Raw genomic sequence first — 18,880 nt, forward strand, 5'->3', positions numbered from 1 at the left:
GGCCGGCGCTAACCTTCCGGCGTGAACCGCCTCACTCCTCCGGAGCCAACCGAGACCGAGAACGGGTTCCTGCACGCCGTGGCGGCCGGCGAGCGGCTCGACCTCACCGACGGTCCGGCGCCCGAGCTGCGGGCCGAGCTGATCCGGCAGGTGGTGCTGGACCAGCACGAGTCGCCGGCGGACCCGCGGGGTATCTGGGTGCGCGGGGCGCGGATCGTGGGCGCCCTCGACCTGGCCGAGGTCGACAGCCCGCTGCCGCTGCGGCTGCTCGACTGCCGTGCCGACGAGCCGATCCGGCTGATGGGAGGGCGGTTCCCGGCGCTGGATCTCTCGGGGCTGGTGGGTGTGGGGATCGCGGCGCAGGAGGCGGAGATCGCCCGCACCCTCACCCTGCGCGACGCGAGGCTGCACAACGCCGGTCCGTATCCCGTGGTGCACCTCGGCGGTTGCCGGATCGGCGGGTTGCTCAACCTGAGCGGCACCCGGCTGAGCACCCCGGAGGGCGTGGCGCTGCAGGCGAGCAACCTGCGGACCGGCGGCGGGGTGTTTCTCAACCAGGGCTTCTCGGCGGAGGGCGGCGCCGAGCTCGGGGCGGTTCGGCTGCCCGGCGCGGAGCTCGGTGGGCAGCTCAACATGGGCGGTGCGCGGGTGGTGAACCCGAACGGGCCGGCGCTGGTCGCCGACTACCTGCGGACCGGCAGCAACGTGATGCTGAACCACGGTTTCGCCGCCGAGGGGAGGCGGGACAGCGGGACCGTGCGGCTGGTCGGGGCGCGGATCGGTGGGCGGCTGATGTGTGAGGGCGGTCGGGCGAGCGCGCTGGCGCCGGGTGACCTCGCGGTGAACCTCTCCCGGGTCGAGGTGGGTGGGGACGTGCTGCTGCCGGCGTCGTTCGCCGAGGGCGCGCTCGACGTCAACGGGCTGACCTACACCGGCACGATCAGCGAGGCCACCCTGGCGGAGTGGCTGGAGCTGCTGGCGACCAGAACGACGTACTACGCGAGCCAGCCGTACTTCCAGCTCGCGGCCGCGCACCGGGCGGCGGGGCACGAGCGGGACGTGCGGCGCATCCACATCGCCCGGCAGCGGGACCTGCTGCGCCGGGGCGACCTGGGGTTCTGGGGGCGGCTGTGGCACCGGGTGACCGGGCTGACCGTGGGTTACGGCTACCGGCCGGGGTTGGCGCTGCTGTGGTTGCTGGGCGCGGTGCTCGGATCGGTGCTGCTCACCGTGGGGGTGGCCGGGTCGGCGGGGCTGGTCGACCGGGCGGGCGCGCCCGGTCGGTGCTCGGTGGTGGAGCAGGTGGGGCTCGCGGTGGGCGCCGCCACGCCGTTGATCCGCACGGACGGCACGCAGCGCTGCGTGATCGACGCGAGCGGCGGTCTGGGGCAGGCGGTGATCGCCGGGAACTGGGTGCTGCAGGCGCTCACGTGGGCGTTCCTGACCCTGTTCGTCGCCGGCTTCACCGGCCTCATGCGCCGTTCGGTGTAGCGCGCCGGTGAGCGGCGCCCCGAGCAGGTGAGTCAGCGAGCGGTGCGCGGCCCTGGAAATCGCCCGGTTCGACACTGCCCCAGGTGAACCCGGTCGCGGCCAGCCTTCTTCGCCCGGTACAGGGCGGTGTCAGCGGCGCGGACGAGCTCATCCAGGCTGCCCGGCGCCGGGCCGTGGTAACACGCCGCGCCGATCGACACCGTCACGGCGGCGTCTCTTCCCCGAGCGGGGTCGTCCGCGGGAAGGTGGTCGTCGATGCGGATGGCCGCGATCCGCCGACGGATGCGGTCGGCGATCGCCACCAGGTCGCGGTCGGTGACCGCGGGGACGGCGACGGCGAACTCGTCGCCCCCATAGCGTCCGGCGAGGTCCTCGTTGCGGATCTCGCCGCGGATCGCGTCGGCGACCGCGCGCAGCACCCGGTCCCCGACCGGATGGCCGAAAGTGTCGTTGACCGTCTTGAAGTGGTCCACGTCGACGACGAGCACGCCGACCGCCTGCGCCTTGGTGCGCGCGGCGGCCAGCAGCTTCTCGGTGGCCTGCGTCCACCAACGAGGTGATGCCAGTGCCGTCTTGCCGTCCAGCCGCGACTGCAGTTGGAACTGCCACACGAGCAGCCCGCGGTGCAGCGCGATCAACACCACGACGATCGCGGCCAGCAGCACCGGAAAACTCACCAACACGGCCGCGGTGAGCACCCCGAGGGCGAGCGCCCCGGCTTCCAGGACGTACTCACCGGCGTTCGCGAACCGGGTGCGCACCGTGACGCCGGGGGTGGACAGCGCCAACGCCACGTACACCAGTCCGGTGTTGATCGCCCAGCGCACCAGTCCCGCCGCGGTCAGGACGGCGAGATCCCGTGCTCCGCCGGCCAGGCTCGGCTCCAGCGGCCCCGGGTGGTGCCACATCCCCGCGGCGAGCACCGCGACCGCGACCTGGGTGGCCAGAAGCACGGTCGCCGCGGAGAACACCCAGCGATACAAAGGCTCTGGCCGAGTCCCCGGCCAGAACCGCCACCACGCCACCAGGTAAGTCCACACCACCATGGCCAGCGCCAGCGCGGGTGGCAACACGATCAGCGCCGCGAAGCTCCACGCGCTCTTCGTGTCGATGAACGGCGTGCCCTCGACACGGACGTACTCTCGCTGCCGCTCGACCTGCCGCCTCAACCCGATGTGCACGGCCGCGATGTGCACGACCGCCGCCGCGGCCAGCACCCCGAACCGCACCAAGTCGACCCGGTCCACGGGCACGGTCCGCGCGACCACGGCGGTCCCCGCGACCGCGATCCCGACGACGGTGAACACGTAGGCACGTACCGGAGCGGACTCATCCCACAGAGCCCATCCCGCACGCCACCACCGTCGAACACTCAGCATGACCCTCACCAGGGTGAACCGACCGCGACCGGGCGATTACGGTAACCAATTCGCCCCGCTCTGCCCAGGGCTTTCGCACGTCAGCAGGAAGGCAACGGAAACACCACCTGAACGGCCCATAACAACAGCAAGGTCCCCTATCGCAACGCGAGCCGGGGTCGGGTGGCCAACGGCAAGCGTGGCAAGTTCTCGAAACCCGATCGGAGGCGGGTGGAACCCAGTCTCATCGCCGCGGGCACGCGATCACCACTTCAGCGTCGATCGCGTTCGCGCAGTCATAGCGCTCTTTCACAGCAGCTCGGATCTGCGGGGACGCGGCGTCGATCCGGAACCACGATGGTTGCACGATCAGGTAGCGGGAATCGTCGTCCAGGCAGGCGAGATTCTCCCGGTAACTGGTCAGCTGGTCGACTCCCGACAGGTAGGTGGTTCGCTGGAGGAACACCGGTGACTGGGTAACGGCAGGTCGTCGGGTTGCCCAGCACATAGTCGACATCGCCGAAAGCGAGGTAGGTCACCCGAGTGCCGGCGCCGATGTGATCACGGAGCACGTCCAACCGCGCGTCCATCGAGCGGACGGAGGCAACACGGTCGGCGTTGGTGTAGGCGGCGTGAATGTTGTCGAAGGAGTAAGGGCTCGAGTGCCCCTGCGGAACGGCCAGCGCGAGAACCCCCACGAGCGTCACCACGCCCCACGCAGCTCGGCCGAGCTTGACGGACAGCCGTCCGGAAAGTGCAGCGACCACTGCCACGAGGACGACGAGGAACAGTGCCGTGTAGACGATCCAGCCGTGCCCCCGCCGCCACTCGACCGGGGCCGCGGCGACGATCGGCGCGATGACAGCGAGAAGTGCGTCGTCCACCGATAGGCGAGTGGCCGGTGGACGAAGACCTCGGACGCGGACAGCCCCGAAGCACCCGCCACACGGAGGCAACCCAGTACGTATCGAACGTCGTGGTTCAAACCGATCCAGGCGACGGTGAACACTACCGGCACCGCGATCACGACGGCGATTGCCGTAACCGCCAACCACGGCCGTGACCGGGTGGCCCGGTCGTGTCGAACACGGGGAGTTGGCACCGGACGATGGTGCCACGCAGCCAGTCAGGCTGTCGGCTCGATGTGTCACATCCTCCGGCGCGTTCGGCGAGCGACGAGCACGCCGATCGCGAGCCTGCCACAGCCACCAGCGTGAACCAGGACAACCGGGACAGCCATCTCGATCATGGCAGCTCGCACCATCGGACGCCGGTCCCGTGTTTCCGGTTCACCCGGTCACGGCGGCGGCCTCGGCGCGGAGGGCGGCGAGCACGGCCGCCACGGCCGGGCGGTCGAAGGCACCGGTGCGCGCCACCGCCTCCACCAGCCGGGCGGCGCGAATGCCGGCCAGCGGGCGGCACGCCAACCGGCGCTCGTCGGCGCCGGCCAGGGTGTACCTGGGCAGCAGCGCGGTCCCGTGCCCGGCGGCCACCAGCGCCTCGATCACCTGGAAGTCGTTGATCCGGTACACCACCCGCGGCCGCACCCCGGTGCGCACCGCGAGCGAGCGCAGCACGTCGTCCACCGGGAAGCCGACGTCCGCGCAGATCCACCGCTCCTCGGCCAGCTCCGACAGATCCACCCGCTTCCGCGCGGCCAGCGGGTGCCCCGGCGGCAGCACGACGTCGAGCGGCTCGCGCAGCAGCGGCACCACCTCCATCCGGCCAGAGTCGAACGGCGCCGAGTACTCGTCGCGATGGGCCACCACGACGTCGTAGTCGGCCACCAGGCCCGGCACCTCGGCCGGCGGCATGTCGACGTCGCGCACGTCCAGCTCCAGCCGGTCGTGCCCGGCGAGCCGGTGCAGCAGCCCCGGCAACAGCAGCAGCCCGGCCGACGGGAAGAGCGCCAGCCGGACCCTCCCTCGCGGGGACCGGCGGTAGGTGTCCAGCTCGGACTCCGCGCGGGCGACCGCCGCCAGCACCTCGTCGGCCCTGGCCACCAGCGCCCTGCCGGCGTCGGTGAGCCGCAGCCCGCGGCCGGCGGGCTCGGTGAGCGGCAGGCCCACCTCCGCCTGCAGCGCGCGCAGCTGCTGCGAGACCGCGGACGGCGTGCAGTGCAGCGCCCGCGCCGCCGCCGTCACGCTGCCGCGGTCGGCGAATTCACGCAGGGTCCGGAGCCGGCCGATGTCCACCAGAGCGACTGTACAGCGTTGCTTCAAGGTTGCTGAAAATAATATCGCTGGATCTTCAATGTTCCCGGTCGCAGGCTGGTGCTGTCGCCGAAGCACCTGGAGAAGGATCCGATGTCACCGAGAGACCGCCTGCTCGCCGGACTGGTCGCCCTGATCTGGGGCGTCAACTTCCTCGCCATCCACGCCGCGGTCGAGCACTTCCCACCGCTGTTCGCCGGCGCGCTGCGGTTCCTGGTGATCGCGATCCCCACCCTCCTGCTCGTGCCCCGACCACCGGTGCGGCTGCGCTGGCTGCTCGGGTACGGCCTCGGGTTCGGCACGTTCCAGTTCGCCTTCCTGTTCGTCGGCATGGACCTCGGCATGCCCGCCGGCCTGGCCTCGCTGGTGCTGCAGGCGTGCGCCCCGTTCACCGTGCTGCTCGGTGCGCTGCTGCTGCGGGAGCCGGTCACCGCCCGTCAGCTCGCCGGCGTCGGGCTCGCGGTGGCCGGCATGGTCGCGATCGGCTGGCAGCGTGCAGAGCACGCCGCGCTGCCGCCGGTCGTGCTGACCGTGCTGGCCGCGCTGAGCTGGGCGGTGGGCAACCTCTGCTCACGACAGGCGCTGAGCCCGGCGCAGGCGCCGCGGCCGGGCGACAGGGCCAACCCGCTGCACCTCACCCTGTGGATGTCGGTGGTGCCGCCGGTGCCGCTGTTCACGCTGTCACTGCTGTTCGAGGGCCCGGCCGCGCAGTGGGCGTCGCTGGCCACGCTCGACACCGCCACCGGATGGTGGGGCCTGGCCGGGCTGGGTTACGTCGTGCTGATCGGCACCATCGCCGGCTCGGGGATCTGGACCACCCTGCTGCGCCGCAATCCCGCGGGTGTCGTCGCGCCGTTCGCGCTGCTGGTGCCGGTGGTCGGGATGTCGCTGGCGTTCGTGCTGCTCGGCGAGCGGCCGACCGTGGTCGAGCTGGCCGCCGCCATGGCCGTGGTGACCGGGGTGCTGGTGGGAACGTGGTCGCCGGCTCAGGCGTCGCCCGGCGGTTCCCGGCGGTTCCGGCGCGTTCGGCGCGCGACGAGCACGGCGACCGCGACGCCGGCCACCGCCGCCAGCGCGAACCAGGACAACCGGGACAACCAGGCCTCCACCACCACGCCGAGGTAGTAGACGAGGGCGGTGGTACCGGCCGCCCAGACCAGCCCGCCGAGCACGTTGGCGGCCAGGAACGTGGGGTAGGGCATGCGCAGCGCGCCGGCCAGCGGTCCGGCGAGCATCCGCAGCAGGGCGACGAACCGGCCGCCGAACACGGCCAGCGCGCCGCGGGTGGCGACCAGCCGCTCGGTCCGGCGCAGGCGGTGCGCGCCGAGGTGGCCGGGGAACCGCCGGGCGAGCCGGTCGAGGACTCGGCGACCGCCCGTGCGTCCGATCGCGTAGCCGAGGCTGTCTCCGACGATCGCGCCGGTGCCGGCGCCGGCCGCGACCCACACCGGACTCAGGCCGTGGTAGCGCGCGGCCAGCAGGGCCGCGCTGACCAGCACGAGCTCGCCGGGCAGCGGGATGCCCAGGCTCTCCAACCCGACCACACCGGCCACCACCGCGTACGCCGACAGCGGCGGAACGCCCGCCAACCAGTGCTCGACGACCATCGCCCACCGCCAACCCTTCCTCCTCCGGAGGGTACGTGGCAGGCGCTCGTCGACGCACCGGAGAGTGATGAACACCGGCTCGGTGGCGGAGGCGGGACCGTGTTCCGCACCGCGGTCGCGAACGTCGGCACCAGTTCGGCCAGCCGATCGAGGGAGGTGTGGGTCGGCTCTGGTGGACTCCGCCGGTCACGTACCGCTCGGACCACGGCCACGCGGGTCGCTGCCGGACACAGGTCGAGCTGGTCGAGCAGGAACTCGTCGGGATGTAGCGCCTTGATGTCGTAGGGGTCGAGCGCCGACGCGAGGAAGTCCCGGAGGTCGAACGCCACAATGGTCTCGGCGATCTCGGCGATCGGCGATCTCGGCGTTTCCCACCACGGCGGCCGCGAGGACGGCGGAGTCGACACATTCGAAAGGCGGCTGGTCAGCGGATCACACGAGCGGATCAGCCCAGGGCGGCGAGGGCGGCGGGGATGGGGACGTCGCCGCCGTGGACGTCGAAGCCGCGGTACTCCGTCAGCGGCTCGTCCAGGGCGGCCACCAGCACGGCGGCCACGTCGGCGCGCGGCACGCTCCCCGATTCCAGGTGCCCGCCGATCTTCACCCTGCCGGTGGGTGCCTCGTCGGTGAGCGTGCCCGGCCGCACCACCGTCCACACCAGGCTCGACCGGCCGAGCACCGTGTCCGACACCTGCTTCGCCATCAGGAACGACCGCACCAGCCGGTCACCCTGGTCCGGCGCGTCGGCGAACTGCGCCGACAGCTGCACGAACCGCTGGACGCCGGCGCGCTCGGCGGCCCGGATCGCGGCGATCGAGCCGTCCCGGTCCACCAGGTTCACCGCCGCCGGGTCGGGGTCACCGGCACCCGCGGTGTTGATCACCACCGTCGACCCGGCGAACGCGTCCACCATGTGCTCCGGGTCGGCGGCCAGGTCGACCACCACCGGTCGGGCGCCGAGCTCGGCGAGCTCGTCCCCGCGCCGCCGGGCACGCACCCCGGCCACCACCTCGTGCCCCTGCCGGCACAGCAGCCGCACCACGTGCGACCCAGTCCGACCACTCGCCCCCACCACCGTGATCCGCATGGACCGATCCTGCCGGGTTTCCCCGCGCGACGCAGCCGCTGACCGGACGCCGGCAACGCGTCAGGGGCCGGCGACGCCGCTCCCGCCCCCACTCCGGAACGTGGTGGCCACCGAGTCCGGCACCTCCACCACTCCACCGCCGGCGCTCACCAGCTCCGCCTCCACCTCGTGCGGCCTGATCCGCCCCGCCTCGATGTCCTCGGCCCAGTGGCAGGCCACCCGGTGTCCGCCGCCGAGCTCGCGCAGCACCGGCCGCTCCGTGTCGCACCGCTCCGGCTGCCGCCACGGGCATCGGGTGTGGAACCGGCACCCGGCCGGCGGGTTCGCCGGCGACGGCAGGTCCCCGGTGAGCAGGATCTGCTCCCGCTCGTCCTCCACCCTCGGGTCCGGCACCGGGATCGCCGACAGCAGCGCCCGCGTGTAGGGGTGCCGCGGCTCCCGGTACAGCGTGTCGGAGTCGGCCTCCTCCACGATCGACCCGAGGTACATCACCCCGATCCGGTCGGAGATGTGCCGGACCACCGCGAGGTCGTGCGCGATCACCAGGTACGTCAGGCCGAGCTGCTCCTGCAACTCCTCCAGCAGGTTGATCACCTGCGCCTGCACCGACACGTCCAGCGCGGACACCGGCTCGTCGGCGACGATCAGGTCCGGCTCGACGGCCAGCGCGCGGGCGATCCCGATCCGCTGCCGCTGCCCGCCGGAGAACTCGTGCGGGTACTTCCGCAGCGACGTCCGCGGCAGGCCCACCGAGTCCAACAGCTCGAGCAGCCGCTGCCGGGTCGACTCCCGACCCCTGTCCAGCCCGTGCGCCCGCATCCCCTCGACGAGGATCGACTCCACCGACTGCCTCGGGTCCAAACTAGACAGCGGGTCCTGGAAGATCATCTGCATCCGGCGGCGCATCCGGCGCAGCTCCTCACCGCGCAACGATGCGACGTCCACCCCGTCGAACAGCACGCTCCCGTCGGTCGGCTCCACCAGGCGCAGCACGCCCCTGCCGAGCGTCGTCTTGCCGCACCCGGACTCGCCGACAAGGCCGTAGGTCTCGCCGCGGCGCACCGCGAGGTCCACCCCGTCCACGGCGTAGACGTGGCCGACCGTCCGGTCGAACACGATGCCCTGCTTGATCGGGAAGTGGATCTTCAGGTCCTCGACGCTGAGCAACGGCTCGGCGCTCGCCGGCACCGCGCCCGTCGACGCGGCACCCACGGACTCGACACTCATCGCACTCCCTCCCCCGCGACCACGGTGGACGACACCGGGTTGTGGCAACGCAGCAGCCGCCCCTCGGCCGGTTCCAGTGCCGGCGTGACCTCCCGGCAGGTGGCGATCTCATTGGGACATCGGGGCGCGAACGCGCACCCGCTGTCCCACGGGATGTTGTCCGACACCGATCCCCTGATCGGGGAGAGCTTCTCCCCGCGCGGGGCGTCCAGCCGCGGGATCGAGCGCAGCAGGCCGTGGGTGTACGGGTGCCGCGGCCGGGCGAACAGCTCGTGCCGTTCCGCCCGCTCCACGATCCGGCCGCCGTAGAGGACGTTCACCTCGTCGCACAGCCCGGCCACCACGCCGAGGTCGTGCGTGATCATGATGAGCGCGGTGCCGGTGTCCCGGACCAACTCGCCCAGCACGGCCAGGATCTGCGCCTGGATGGTCACGTCGAGCGCGGTGGTCGGCTCGTCGGCGATCAGCAGCCGTGGCCGGCAGGCCAGCGCGATCGCGATCAGCGCGCGCTGCCGCATCCCGCCGGAGAGCTGGTGCGGGTACTCGTCCAGCCGCCGGGCGGGATCGGGGATCCCGACCTTGTCCAGCAGCTCGGCCGCCTCCACCCTCGCCTGCCGCCGGGACATGTCCCGATGCCGCTCCAGCACCTCGGTGACCTGCAGGCCGATCGGGATGACCGGGTTGAGCGAGGACAGCGGGTCCTGGAACACCATGCCGAGATCGCGGCCGCGGCGGTCCCGCATCTCCCGGTCGGACAGCCGCAGCAGGTCGGTGCCCTCGAACAGCACCGAGCCGGTCACCGTGTTGCCCCGCTTCGCCAGCAGCCGCATGATCGCCAGCGAGGTCACCGACTTGCCGCAGCCGGACTCGCCGACCAGCCCCACCGTCTGCCCGGGCTCGACGGAGAAGCTCACCTTGTCCACCGCGGTGAAGGGGTTCGCGCCCTTGCGGTGGAAGACGACGCTGAGGTCACGGACGTCGAGTAGCGCCATTGCCGCTCACCGCCTGTTCTTCGGATCGAGGGACTCGCGCATCGACTCGCCGAGCAGGGTGAAGCCCAGCGCGACGATGATGATCGCGACGGCCGGGTAGAACGCCAGCTCCGGCTTGACGCTCAGGTACCGCTGCGCGTTGCCGAGCATCAGGCCCCACTCCGCACGCCGGGGGTCCGGGTCGCCGAGGCCGAGGAACGACAGCGCGGCCGCGTCGATGATCGCCGTGGCCAGGGTCAGCGTGGCCTGGACGATCACCGGCCCGACCGAGTTGGGCAGCATGTGTCGGAACACGATGGTCCGCCGCTTCACACCGAGCGCGGTCGCGGCGAGCACGTGGTCACTGGAACGCTGGGCGAGCATCGCACCGCGCAGCAGCCTGGCGAAGATCGGCACCCCGACCATCGCGACGGCGAAGATCACCGTCCACTGGCTGCCCTGGGAGAACAGCGCCGCGATGGAGATCGCCAGCAGCAGCGACGGCACCGACAGCATGATGTCGGTGAGCCGCATCAGCAGGGTGTCGACCCAGCCGCCGAGCGCGCCGGCGAGCCCACCGATGACCATGCCGATGCTGACGCCGATCAGGGTGGCGAACACCCCGACGATCAGGGTCTGCTGCGCCCCGACCAGCAGTCGGGAGAAGAAGTCGAACCCGTTCTGGTCACTGCCCAGGATGAACCCGGGCATCGGCCCCGGAATGGTCGACGGGGTGAGGTTCTCCCGCAGCTCCGGGTACGGAATCGAAGGGTCCTTCGGGGCCAGCCACGGCGCCAGGATGGCCAGCAGCACGAACAGCGCGACGATCGCCGCGCCCAGGATGGCCACCGGGTTGCGGGCCATCCTGCGGACGGCGTCGGCGGCGAGGCTGGTGCCGCGCTCGGCGAGCTCGTCGATGCGCTCGGCCTTGCGTCGGCTCAACGTCGGCAGGCTCATCGCACCCTCACCCTCGGATCGATGATGGCGTACGAGATGTCGACCAGCAGGTTGACCAGCACGTACACCACCGCGGCGAGCAGGATCAGCGCCTGCAGCCGCGGGTAGTCGCGGCGCTCGATGCCCTCGGCGAGCAGGAAGCCGAGCCCGCGCAGCACGAACACCTTCTCGGTCAGCACCGCGCCGGCCAGCAGCAGGCCGGTCTGCAGCCCGATCGTGGTGGCCACCGGCAGCAGCGCGTTGCGCAACACGTGCCGGCGGCGGATCACCGGGGTGGTCAGGCCCTTGGAGTTGGCCGTGCGGACGAAGTCCTCCTGCACCACGTCGAGCACCGAGGCCCGGGTGATCCGCACGATCACCGCGAACGGGATGCTGGCCAACGCGATCGCCGGCAGGATCAGGTGCTCGAGCGCGTCCACCGAGGCGTCGAACTCCGCGGTCAGCAACCCGTCCAGGATCGCGAACCCGGTCACGCTGGTGGCGTCGATCAGCACGTCCTGCCGCCCCGACGGGGGCAGGACGGCCAGCTTCTCGGCGAAGAAGTACTTCAACACGAACCCGGTCACGAACACCGGGACGGCCACGCCGACCAGGGTGCTCACCACGGTCGCGTTGTCCAGGAACCGGCCATGGTGGCGGGCGGCGAGGTAGCCCATCGGGATGCCGATGGCCACCGCGAGGAACAGCGCCAAGAGGCCGAGCTCGATGGTCACCGGGAGCGCGTCACCGATCTCCTGGAGCACCGGATAGCCGGTGACCAGCGAGTTGCCGAAGTCACCGGTGAGCACCCGGCCGAGGAACTTGAAGTACTGGACGAAGATGGGCTGGTCGAGCCCGAGCACGGCGTTGAGCTCGGCGATCTTCTCCGGGGTCGCCTTGTCACCGAGCATCGCCCCGGCCGGGCCGCCGGGCAGCGAGCGCAGCCAGGCGAAGACCAGGATGGACAGTACGAACAGCGTCGGTATCGCTTGTAGCAACCGACGGACGATGAATCGCAGCATGAAGGTTTCTCCACCCGGTCGCACGGCGGTGGCAGCACGCGGGTCGTCCCGCGTGCTGCCACCCGTGCTCGGCCGAGCCGGTCAGCCCTTGCTGACCGTGTTGAATCGCTCGTCGGTCAGCGGGCTCGGCACCAGTCCGTGGACGTTGGCCTTGACCGCGATCGCCGGCGGCGACGAGGTCAGCGGCACGGCCGGGACGTACTGCGAGATCAGCACGGCCGCCCGCTCGTAGGCCGCGGTCTTGGCCGCCTGGTCGGTGACCTTGGCGTCGGCCGCGTTCAGCGCGTTGAAGATCTCCGGGTTGTCGAACCCGAACTCCGCCTTCTCCCGGCCGAAGAACGTGCCGATGAAGTTCCCGGGGTCACCGTAGTCACCGGTCCAGCCGAGCAGGTGGATGTCGTGCTTGCCGAGCTTCTGCACGTCGTCCTTGTAGCCGCCGTTCCACGGCCGCTGCACCATCTGCACGTTGATCCCGACCGCCTTGAGGTCGTCGGACACCGCGCCGGCGATCTCCGGCGGGTTGGGCATGTACGGCCGGGTGACCTCGGTGGGCACGTAGAAGTTCAGCGTCAGGTTCTCCGCGCCGGCCTCGGCCAGCAGCTGCCGCGCCTTGTCCGGGTCGTACTCGTGCTTCTCCACGGCGTTGGTGTAGCCGTTCATCTCCTCGGGCACGAACTGGTCGCGCGCCTTGGCGCCCTCCGGCATCTTGTTCTGCGCCAGCAGCTCCTTGTTGATCGCGTGATCGAGGGCCTTGCGCACCCGCACGTCCTGAAGCTTCGGGTTGTTCGCCTGGTTGATCCCGAGGTACAGGATGTTGTTGATCGGCCGGACCAGCACCTGGGCGCCGGCGTCGCGCAACGTCTGGTAGTCCGCCGGGTTCGGGTAGTCGTAGCCGTCGATGGTGCCGCTGATCAGCTCCTGCTTGCGGGCGTTCTCGTCCTTGATCACCCGGAAGATCAGCTTGTCCAGCTTGGCCTTCTGGCCCCAGTACTCGTCGTTACGAACGAGCGTGATGGTGCCGGCGGCGCGGTCGAAGCTCTCGAACTTGAAGGCGCCGGTGCCGGTCGGGTGCTCGTTGGCGTAGGCCGGGTAGCTGAACGAGTCTCCGCTCTGGGTGACCTCGTCGGCGTTGTACTTCTGCAGCGCCGTCGGGCTGGACATCGACAGCGAGGTCAGCCCGAACGCGTCGGGAAAGGCGCCCTTCGGCCGGGTCAGGTTCAGCACGGCGGTGTGCTCGTCCTTGGCCTCACAGGAGGCGTACAGCGGGTCGCCGCTGATGTCACCCTCGTTGCTGGCGAAGCCCTCGAAGATGTCGCCGTAGTAGATCATCTGGCTCTGCGCGGCGGCGCCCTTCATGTTGTGCCAGCGGTCGAAGTTGAAGCAGACGGCCTCGGCGTCGAACGGGGTGCCGTCGTGGAACTTCACACCCTGCCGCAGGGTGAACGTCCAGGTCCTGCCCTCGTTGCTCGCCTCCCACTTCTCGGCGAGGCCGGGCTCCAGCTCGGCGGTGCCGGGCTTGTAGGTGATGAGGGTGTCGTAGATCTGCCGGACGACCCGGAACGTCTCGCCGTCGTCGTTGAAGATCGGGTCGAAGTTCTTCGGGTCGCCGGCCGCACCGAAGACCAACGTCCCGCCGGTCTGGCCCTCGCCGGCCGGGTCCTGCCCGCGCTCGGAGGCGCAGGCGGTCATCGAGACCGCGAGCGCGCCGGCAAGCCCGGTCAGGGCGATGCGGCGCGCTCGGGCCACCCGCTTGTGGAGCATGTTGGCACCCCTTGAGATGTGATCAGTTCGGTTCGCGGGTCGTCTCCCCGCGTGCGGACGTTGCCGCGTGTGAGCGCCGACACTAGCGGCTGACGGCGTGTCACTTAAGCACGCCAGGTTACGATCGCGCTACGTGCACGCCCTCGTCACCGCAAAGAGTCGGCAAACGGTGACGGAACGTAGAAGATTTTCCGCCGTCACTCCGCGGTGGACGCGAAGGGTGCGCCGTTCGGAGTAATGGCAGCCGGCTCCGGGTCGTCGACCGCGAACCAGCCCCGCTCGAACCGCTGCCACGCCACCAGGTGCGCCCGCGCCGCCTCCCCCTCCCTGGCGACCGCCCTGGCCAGCCGGGTGGCCGGGTCCGGGCCCGGCACCCAGCACAGCACCGACAGCAGCGGGCGGACCGAGGCACGGCCCGCCGACACCCCCTCCACCACCAGCACGTCCGGCACGGGAACCACCACCTCGGAGCCGAGCCGCGGTCGGCCGGTGCTCCAGTCCATCCGCCGGTAGCGGCCGGGTCGCCCCTCGGCCAGCGGCCGGAGCACCCCGTCGTCCAGCCGGGGCCACCAGCTCACCGGGTCGTCCCAGGTGGCGAAGTGGTCGGTGGGCACGAGACCGACCCGGCGACCCCTGGCACGCAACCCGGCGACCACGGCCACGGCGAGGGTGGACTTGCCCGCGCCGGACGGGCCGTCGACCGCGAGCAGCCGGACCCGACCGAGCCGGGGCGGCGCGGCGAGCACGGCGGCGACGATCCCGACGGTGTCCACGAGGGACCAGCGTAGGGCGGGCCCGGCGGGGCGTTCGCGAGCCGGAAGGCAGCATCGGAAGGGTCAGGACGACACGGGGACGCCGAGCGCGACGACCAGCCGCATGCCGGCGTACTTCTCGCGCAGCTTGCGCCGCCGCAGCATCTCGACCACGACGAGCAGCACGACACCGGCGATCACGATGCTGAGCGCCTGCCAACAGGCCACGCCTGTCGGCCCTCCTCCACGTTGTCGTCGCTGTCGTCGCCGAACCCCGTGCCGCGCGGCGGTCGCCGGGTGCGTTGCCCGAGCCGGTCCCGTCCTACGCCGCGGCGTGCCGGGTGAGCCACTCCGGCTCCACGGCGTCGGCCGAGGGGCGGCGCCGGAGCAGGGCCAGCAGCAGGGCCAGCCCGGCGCGCCCCAGGTACGCCGCGGCCCGCAGCGGGGACTGGCTCGGCCGGCCCGACGCCCGCTGCCACATCACCACCGGCACCTCGCGCACGGTCAACCCGGCACGGAGAGCGGCCACCAGGACTCCACGGTGTCGCCGAGATACTCGGCCGGGTGGGTCGTGGCGAACAGCCGCACGCAGCTGTCCCTAACGACTCATCGGCCGTTGACTGGCTCGTTCACACCTTCGTACCGGTAGATCACCGCATCCTGGTTACGGAAAACTTCTTGAAAACTCTCGGTAGTGCCGAGGTCGGTCAGGCCGGACACCCGCTTGAAGTACTTGCGGACGTAGCCGTTGCCGAGCACCACGTACCGCACGCCGAGATCGGCCAGTGCCTCGCGGACCGCGGGGTTGCTGTCGGCCTGGTTCAGATGGCCGGTGAGGAAGAACGGCGTGCTGCCCTCCGGGCTGCCGTAGAAGGTCCACTCGACCGGGTGAACCCCGGCGAGCGCGTACATCCAGACCGAGCCGTCACCGAGGTCGTTCATCACCCGCTCGCCCGGCACGGTGTGCGCCCCGAGCCACTCGTACGCCTCCCGCTCGCCCTTCGTCACCGTCGGTCCCTCGGTGTAGATACTGGCGAGCCGGCCGGCGTTGCGACCGATGTAGCCGCCCTTGCTGATCAGTCCGAGCACCAGGCCGATGACCACGGCGACGGCGACCGGCACCAGCGGGCTCCGCCACCGCGGCCGCCACGCCCCGAGCTTGCCCGCCACTCCGTCCGACGCCGAGGACAGGAACTGGCCGAAGGCGACCGCGCCGGACAGCGGCACCAGCGCCGCGATCCGCCAGTGGTCGTTGTAGAACGGCCCGGTGAGTGTGTGGATCAGCGGCGTCTCCAGCGACACCGTCGCCGCGAACAGGCCGCCGAACAGCAGAAACGCCCCGACCATCCACATCATCCTGCGCTGCTTGACCAGCAGGAAGATCCCGGCGAGCGCGGGAAGGCCGACCCACCACTGCGGGAAGCCGTGCATCGGCGAGAAGGTGAGCATCTGCCCGAAGCCGCCGGCCGGGCTGGCCTCCGAGTGCCAGATCGACGCCGTGACGTCCTCGGCGCTGCTCAGCGCGGGCAACACCACGGGAAGGGCGAGCACCACGCCCAGCACGGCCGTGCCGACCAGGCTCGGCGCGCTGCGCCGCCAGTCGATCCGCTCCCAGCCCACCAGCACGGCCACCAGGATCAGCAGGAAGTAGGCGGCGATGACGAACCCGAGGCTGGTGTGCAGGCCCACCAACCCGGTCACGCCGAGCGCGACGCCGAGCGGGCCGGCGGGACCGCGCGGGGTGACCAGGTGCCGGGCGACCGCCAGCACCGCGGGGATCAGCGCGACCCCGGCCGCGTACGGCCACAGTGGACCGCGGGTGAGCGGGTCGAACGGGAAGGCGGTGAACCACGTGGACACCGCGGCGGCGCCGGCGACCGCGAGGGTCGGCATCCGCCACGCCGCGGTGAGCGCGGCGATGCCGAGCGGCCAGGCGAGGACCGTGGCCAGCGCCGCGATGTTGAGCAGCCGCGGCGCGTCGAGGCCGGCCGTGCCGAACAGCGTGGCCAGGAGCGCGTGGTAGGTGTCCGGGTAGAAGTAGTTCGGGTTGTCCGCCTGGTTGGCGATCGGGCCGAGCACCGACGGCAGCGCGGAGCCGTGCTCGTGGATCCAGCGGACGGCGTTGGCGTGGAACGGCGCGTCCCACTCCTGGATGATCTTGGCGAGCCCGCCGACGCCGCGCAGGAACGCCGTCACGCCGACGGCCATGCCGACCACGACACCGCCGGCGATCAGCAGGTGGTCGCGCGGCGGGCGGCGCCGCTCGACAGTGATCTCGGTCTCGGTCTCGGTCCCGGCTTCGGCGCGGGGCGGCCAGCGGCGGGCGAGCAGCAGCGAGCCGGCCGCCAGGACGAGCGCGACCAGCGCCGCCCACATCGCGACGTTGACGAGGTTCCAGGTGATGCCGAGCCGGCCCAGCACGATCGTGCCGACGGCGACGACGCCGAAGGTGAGCGCCGGCGCCGCCGCGGCCAGCGTCCAGCCGCGCAGCCGGATCGCCGCGCCCACCGCGAGCCCTGGCAGCCAGAACGCGAGGAGGACCAGCAGGACGTTCATCGTGAAACCAACCTCTCCCGCACCGACGCGCGTCGGGCGACGAACGTGAGCGCGACCGCGAGCCCGGTGGTCGGCCCGAGCACCAGGCCGAGCACCGCACGCAGCACGGTATCCCCGGGCCCGAACGCGAGCGCCAGCGCGGTGGTCGCCGCGACCACCGCCCATGTGACGAGCACCCGCCGGGCCTGCACCCTGGCCACCAGCACCGCGCCCAGCAGCTGGACCGTCGCCAGCACCACCGACGACCAGACGAGCCCGGCCACCGCCGGGCCGTCCACCTGGTAGCCCGGCCGTAGAGCAGCCGGACCAGCCAGGGGCCGACCAGCAGCCCGGCCAGCGCACCCACGGCGGCGAGGGTGAGCGCGGCGACCGTGCCCACGCCGAGCAACCGGCGCAACCGCTGCCGCCCGGCCTCGTCGCCGGAGAGCCGCACCACTGCCGGCACGGCCAGCGCCTGCACCGCACCGAGCATCAGCAACGGAATCCTACCGACGGTCAGCGCGGCGAAGAGCGCGCCCAGTCGGTCGGCGTTCCCGCCCGGCGCCAGCAGACTGACCAGCGCCGGGTAGCCGGTGACGACGCTCGCGGTGAGCGCGGCACCGAGCATCAGCGTCAGCACCCTGCGGCCCACCACCCCGCACGGTTCCCCGGGCGACTTCTGTCGACATGTCTATTCATTCCCGGGATGAATGCCAGCCAGGCGAACGAGCCGGCGGCGACGGTGAGCGCCAGCGGGAGCATCCCGGTGAGCCCGGCCAGCACGACCACGACGACCAGCGCGGGTCGCACCGCGGCCTCGAGCACGACCAGCCACGCGTACCCGGCCGACCTCGTGCGGGCCCACCAGCAGCCCGCGCACGACGAACTGCGCGGCGAAGGCGACGGCGGCGCCGAGCACCACGACGGCGAGCGCCGGATACCCCGGGAAGAGGCGCTCCCGTACCGCGGGCAGCAGCGTCACCGCGGCGGCCACGGCGACCACGCCGGCCCCGGCGGCGAGCGTGCGGAGCACGGTCCGGTCGGCAGCGGTGCCCCGCTCCCGCGCCACGGCCGCCAGCCGGGACGCCTCCTGCTCCAGCGGAGACAGCGTGCTGCCGAGTCCGAAGAGGACTCCCCAGAAGGTGAGGAACACCGCGAACTCGGCCGGGCTGAGCAGCCGGCCGACCGCGACGGTCAGCGCGTAGCCGAGCAGCGACCCGGCGGCGATGGCGATCCCCACCGTGCCCACCGCCCACCCGACCCCCGGCGCGGCGACTTCGCCCTGGCCATCACCCCGGCCCGCGCCGCGGTCCCGCCGGCCATCCCAGCACCGCAGCCCGTGCCGGTTCACCGGTCCGCTCGGCGCTGTCCCGGCAGCCGCGCCCGCAGCGCGAGGGCCAGCCCACGCAGCAGGCCCGCGCCGAACCCGGCCGCGAACAGCGGCAGCAGGGTCGCCACCGCGCGGGCCTCCGGTCCGCTGGCCCCGCACCGGCGCACCACCGCGCCGGCCGTCGCCGCGCCGGCCGCACCCAGCGCCACGGCGGTCCTCGGCCGCCGAACCAGCAGCGCGAGGCCACCGGCGCCGGCGCCGAGTGCGGCGAACAGCGCCGTGCGCGCCGGCCCCGGCGCGCCCAGGTAGGAGTCCACGTAGGTGGTGCCGCGGAAGTAGGACTGGGCGAGGAACTTCCGCAGGGTGTCCCGGCCGTGGTAGATCGCGGCGAACGCCGGCGCCAGGTGGATCCGCTCGCGCTCGGCGATCCAGCGGAGCATGCGGGTGTCGTCGCCGGCCAGCCGGAGATCGTCGAACAGCGAGGCGAAGCGGCCACCGCGCCGTCGAGCAGCTCTCGGGGCGCGCAGAAGAAGCCGGTGCCCTTGGGGTAGTGGTCGAAGTCGGTGATGTCGTAGGACATCGGCCGCGGA

At 72.0% G+C, this 18,880-nt stretch carries 17 protein-coding genes and 3 pseudogenes; 2 read left to right on the top strand and 18 right to left on the bottom strand.

Translation table 11 applies throughout. The features are described from left to right. Window positions 1-21: 21 nt before the first annotated feature. Window positions 22-1,491, top strand: a complete 1,470-nt coding sequence (locus BM051_RS09610; RefSeq protein ID WP_092529751.1) for a hypothetical protein — start codon at window positions 22-24, stop codon at window positions 1,489-1,491. A 32-nt stretch (window positions 1,492-1,523) separates the two neighbouring features. Here the strand turns inward: BM051_RS09610 and BM051_RS09615 are convergent, their stop codons facing one another. The 3 genes from BM051_RS09615 to BM051_RS09625 all read right to left on the bottom strand — a co-directional run bounded on the left by BM051_RS09615 (window position 1,524) and on the right by BM051_RS09625 (window position 5,044). Continuing rightward, entirely contained in the window at window positions 1,524-2,798 is a 1,275-nt protein-coding gene (locus tag BM051_RS09615) for a GGDEF domain-containing protein (RefSeq protein ID WP_243859908.1), read from the bottom strand. Window positions 2,799-3,093: 295 nt separating this feature from the next. Next, window positions 3,094-3,315 carry a hypothetical protein gene (locus BM051_RS09620; RefSeq protein WP_092529753.1) on the bottom strand — a complete coding sequence of 74 codons (222 nt, stop codon included), beginning with the start codon at window positions 3,313-3,315 and terminating at the stop codon, window positions 3,094-3,096. A gap of 823 nt (window positions 3,316-4,138) precedes the next feature. After that, the gene (locus BM051_RS09625; protein ID WP_092529754.1) at window positions 4,139-5,044 is read right to left on the bottom strand and encodes a LysR family transcriptional regulator; all 906 of its coding nucleotides are present in this window, start codon (window positions 5,042-5,044) and stop codon (window positions 4,139-4,141) included. A gap of 111 nt (window positions 5,045-5,155) precedes the next feature. Here BM051_RS09625 and BM051_RS09630 point away from each other — a divergent pair, with 111 nt between their 5' ends. Then, complete coding sequence (locus tag BM051_RS09630) at window positions 5,156-6,187, top strand: EamA family transporter (protein WP_092530332.1); 1,032 nt, start codon at window positions 5,156-5,158, stop codon at window positions 6,185-6,187. Window positions 6,188-6,198: 11 nt separating this feature from the next. Here BM051_RS09630 and BM051_RS29745 read toward each other — a convergent pair. The 15 genes and pseudogenes from BM051_RS29745 to BM051_RS30480 form a co-directional block, all read right to left on the bottom strand. Beyond that, window positions 6,199-6,618: pseudogene (locus BM051_RS29745) on the bottom strand (DedA family protein); the annotation flags it as partial. Then, on the bottom strand, window positions 6,516-7,076 hold the full coding sequence (locus BM051_RS30800) for a VapC50 family PIN domain-containing toxin (protein ID WP_481725521.1): 561 nt from the start codon (window positions 7,074-7,076) through the stop codon (window positions 6,516-6,518). The gene BM051_RS30800 and the pseudogene BM051_RS29745, both read right to left, overlap by 103 nt. A 38-nt stretch (window positions 7,077-7,114) precedes the next feature. Then, window positions 7,115-7,756, bottom strand: coding sequence for an NAD(P)H-binding protein (locus BM051_RS09640; RefSeq protein WP_092529756.1), 642 nt, complete (start codon window positions 7,754-7,756; stop codon window positions 7,115-7,117). Between the two features lie 60 nt (window positions 7,757-7,816). After that, complete coding sequence (locus BM051_RS09645; protein WP_092529757.1) at window positions 7,817-8,983, bottom strand: ABC transporter ATP-binding protein; 1,167 nt, start codon at window positions 8,981-8,983, stop codon at window positions 7,817-7,819. Then, window positions 8,980-9,975 (bottom strand): ABC transporter ATP-binding protein, encoded by a 996-nt coding sequence (locus BM051_RS09650; RefSeq protein ID WP_092529758.1) that lies wholly within the window; start codon window positions 9,973-9,975, stop codon window positions 8,980-8,982. Before BM051_RS09650 ends, BM051_RS09645 begins: the two co-directional genes overlap by 4 nt. 6 nt (window positions 9,976-9,981) lie before the next feature. After that, window positions 9,982-10,911 carry an ABC transporter permease gene (locus BM051_RS09655; protein WP_424923320.1) on the bottom strand — a complete coding sequence of 310 codons (930 nt, stop codon included), beginning with the start codon at window positions 10,909-10,911 and terminating at the stop codon, window positions 9,982-9,984. Further along, window positions 10,908-11,912 (bottom strand): ABC transporter permease, encoded by a 1,005-nt coding sequence (locus BM051_RS09660; protein WP_092529759.1) that lies wholly within the window; start codon window positions 11,910-11,912, stop codon window positions 10,908-10,910. Before BM051_RS09660 ends, BM051_RS09655 begins: the two co-directional genes overlap by 4 nt. Window positions 11,913-11,993: 81 nt before the next feature. Beyond that, on the bottom strand, window positions 11,994-13,673 hold the full coding sequence (locus tag BM051_RS09665; protein WP_092529760.1) for an ABC transporter substrate-binding protein: 1,680 nt from the start codon (window positions 13,671-13,673) through the stop codon (window positions 11,994-11,996). A 197-nt stretch (window positions 13,674-13,870) separates the two neighbouring features. Beyond that, window positions 13,871-14,446 carry a uridine kinase family protein gene (locus tag BM051_RS09670; RefSeq protein ID WP_243859909.1) on the bottom strand — a complete coding sequence of 192 codons (576 nt, stop codon included), beginning with the start codon at window positions 14,444-14,446 and terminating at the stop codon, window positions 13,871-13,873. A gap of 72 nt (window positions 14,447-14,518) precedes the next feature. Next, window positions 14,519-14,653 (bottom strand): annotated as a pseudogene (locus BM051_RS28390) (DUF2304 domain-containing protein); the annotation flags it as partial. 94 nt (window positions 14,654-14,747) lie between these two features. Then, a pseudogene (locus BM051_RS09675) lies at window positions 14,748-15,013 on the bottom strand (hypothetical protein); the annotation flags it as partial. A gap of 18 nt (window positions 15,014-15,031) precedes the next feature. Beyond that, complete coding sequence (locus tag BM051_RS09680) at window positions 15,032-16,981, bottom strand: DUF6541 family protein (RefSeq protein ID WP_092530335.1); 1,950 nt, start codon at window positions 16,979-16,981, stop codon at window positions 15,032-15,034. Beyond that, window positions 16,978-17,244: a hypothetical protein gene (locus BM051_RS29750; protein WP_243859910.1), complete on the bottom strand. Its 267-nt coding sequence runs from the start codon at window positions 17,242-17,244 to the stop codon at window positions 16,978-16,980. Before BM051_RS29750 ends, BM051_RS09680 begins: the two co-directional genes overlap by 4 nt. Window positions 17,245-17,651: 407 nt before the next feature. After that, window positions 17,652-18,311 (bottom strand): hypothetical protein, encoded by a 660-nt coding sequence (locus tag BM051_RS29755; protein WP_092529762.1) that lies wholly within the window; start codon window positions 18,309-18,311, stop codon window positions 17,652-17,654. Beyond that, entirely contained in the window at window positions 18,308-18,730 is a 423-nt protein-coding gene (locus tag BM051_RS30480; RefSeq protein WP_092529763.1) for a hypothetical protein, read from the bottom strand. The genes BM051_RS29755 and BM051_RS30480 overlap by 4 nt, the downstream gene beginning before the upstream one ends. Between the last annotated feature and the right edge of the window lie 150 nt (window positions 18,731-18,880).

Source organism: Amycolatopsis arida, assembly GCF_900115565.1.
GTDB lineage: Bacteria > Actinomycetota > Actinomycetes > Mycobacteriales > Pseudonocardiaceae > Yuhushiella > Yuhushiella arida.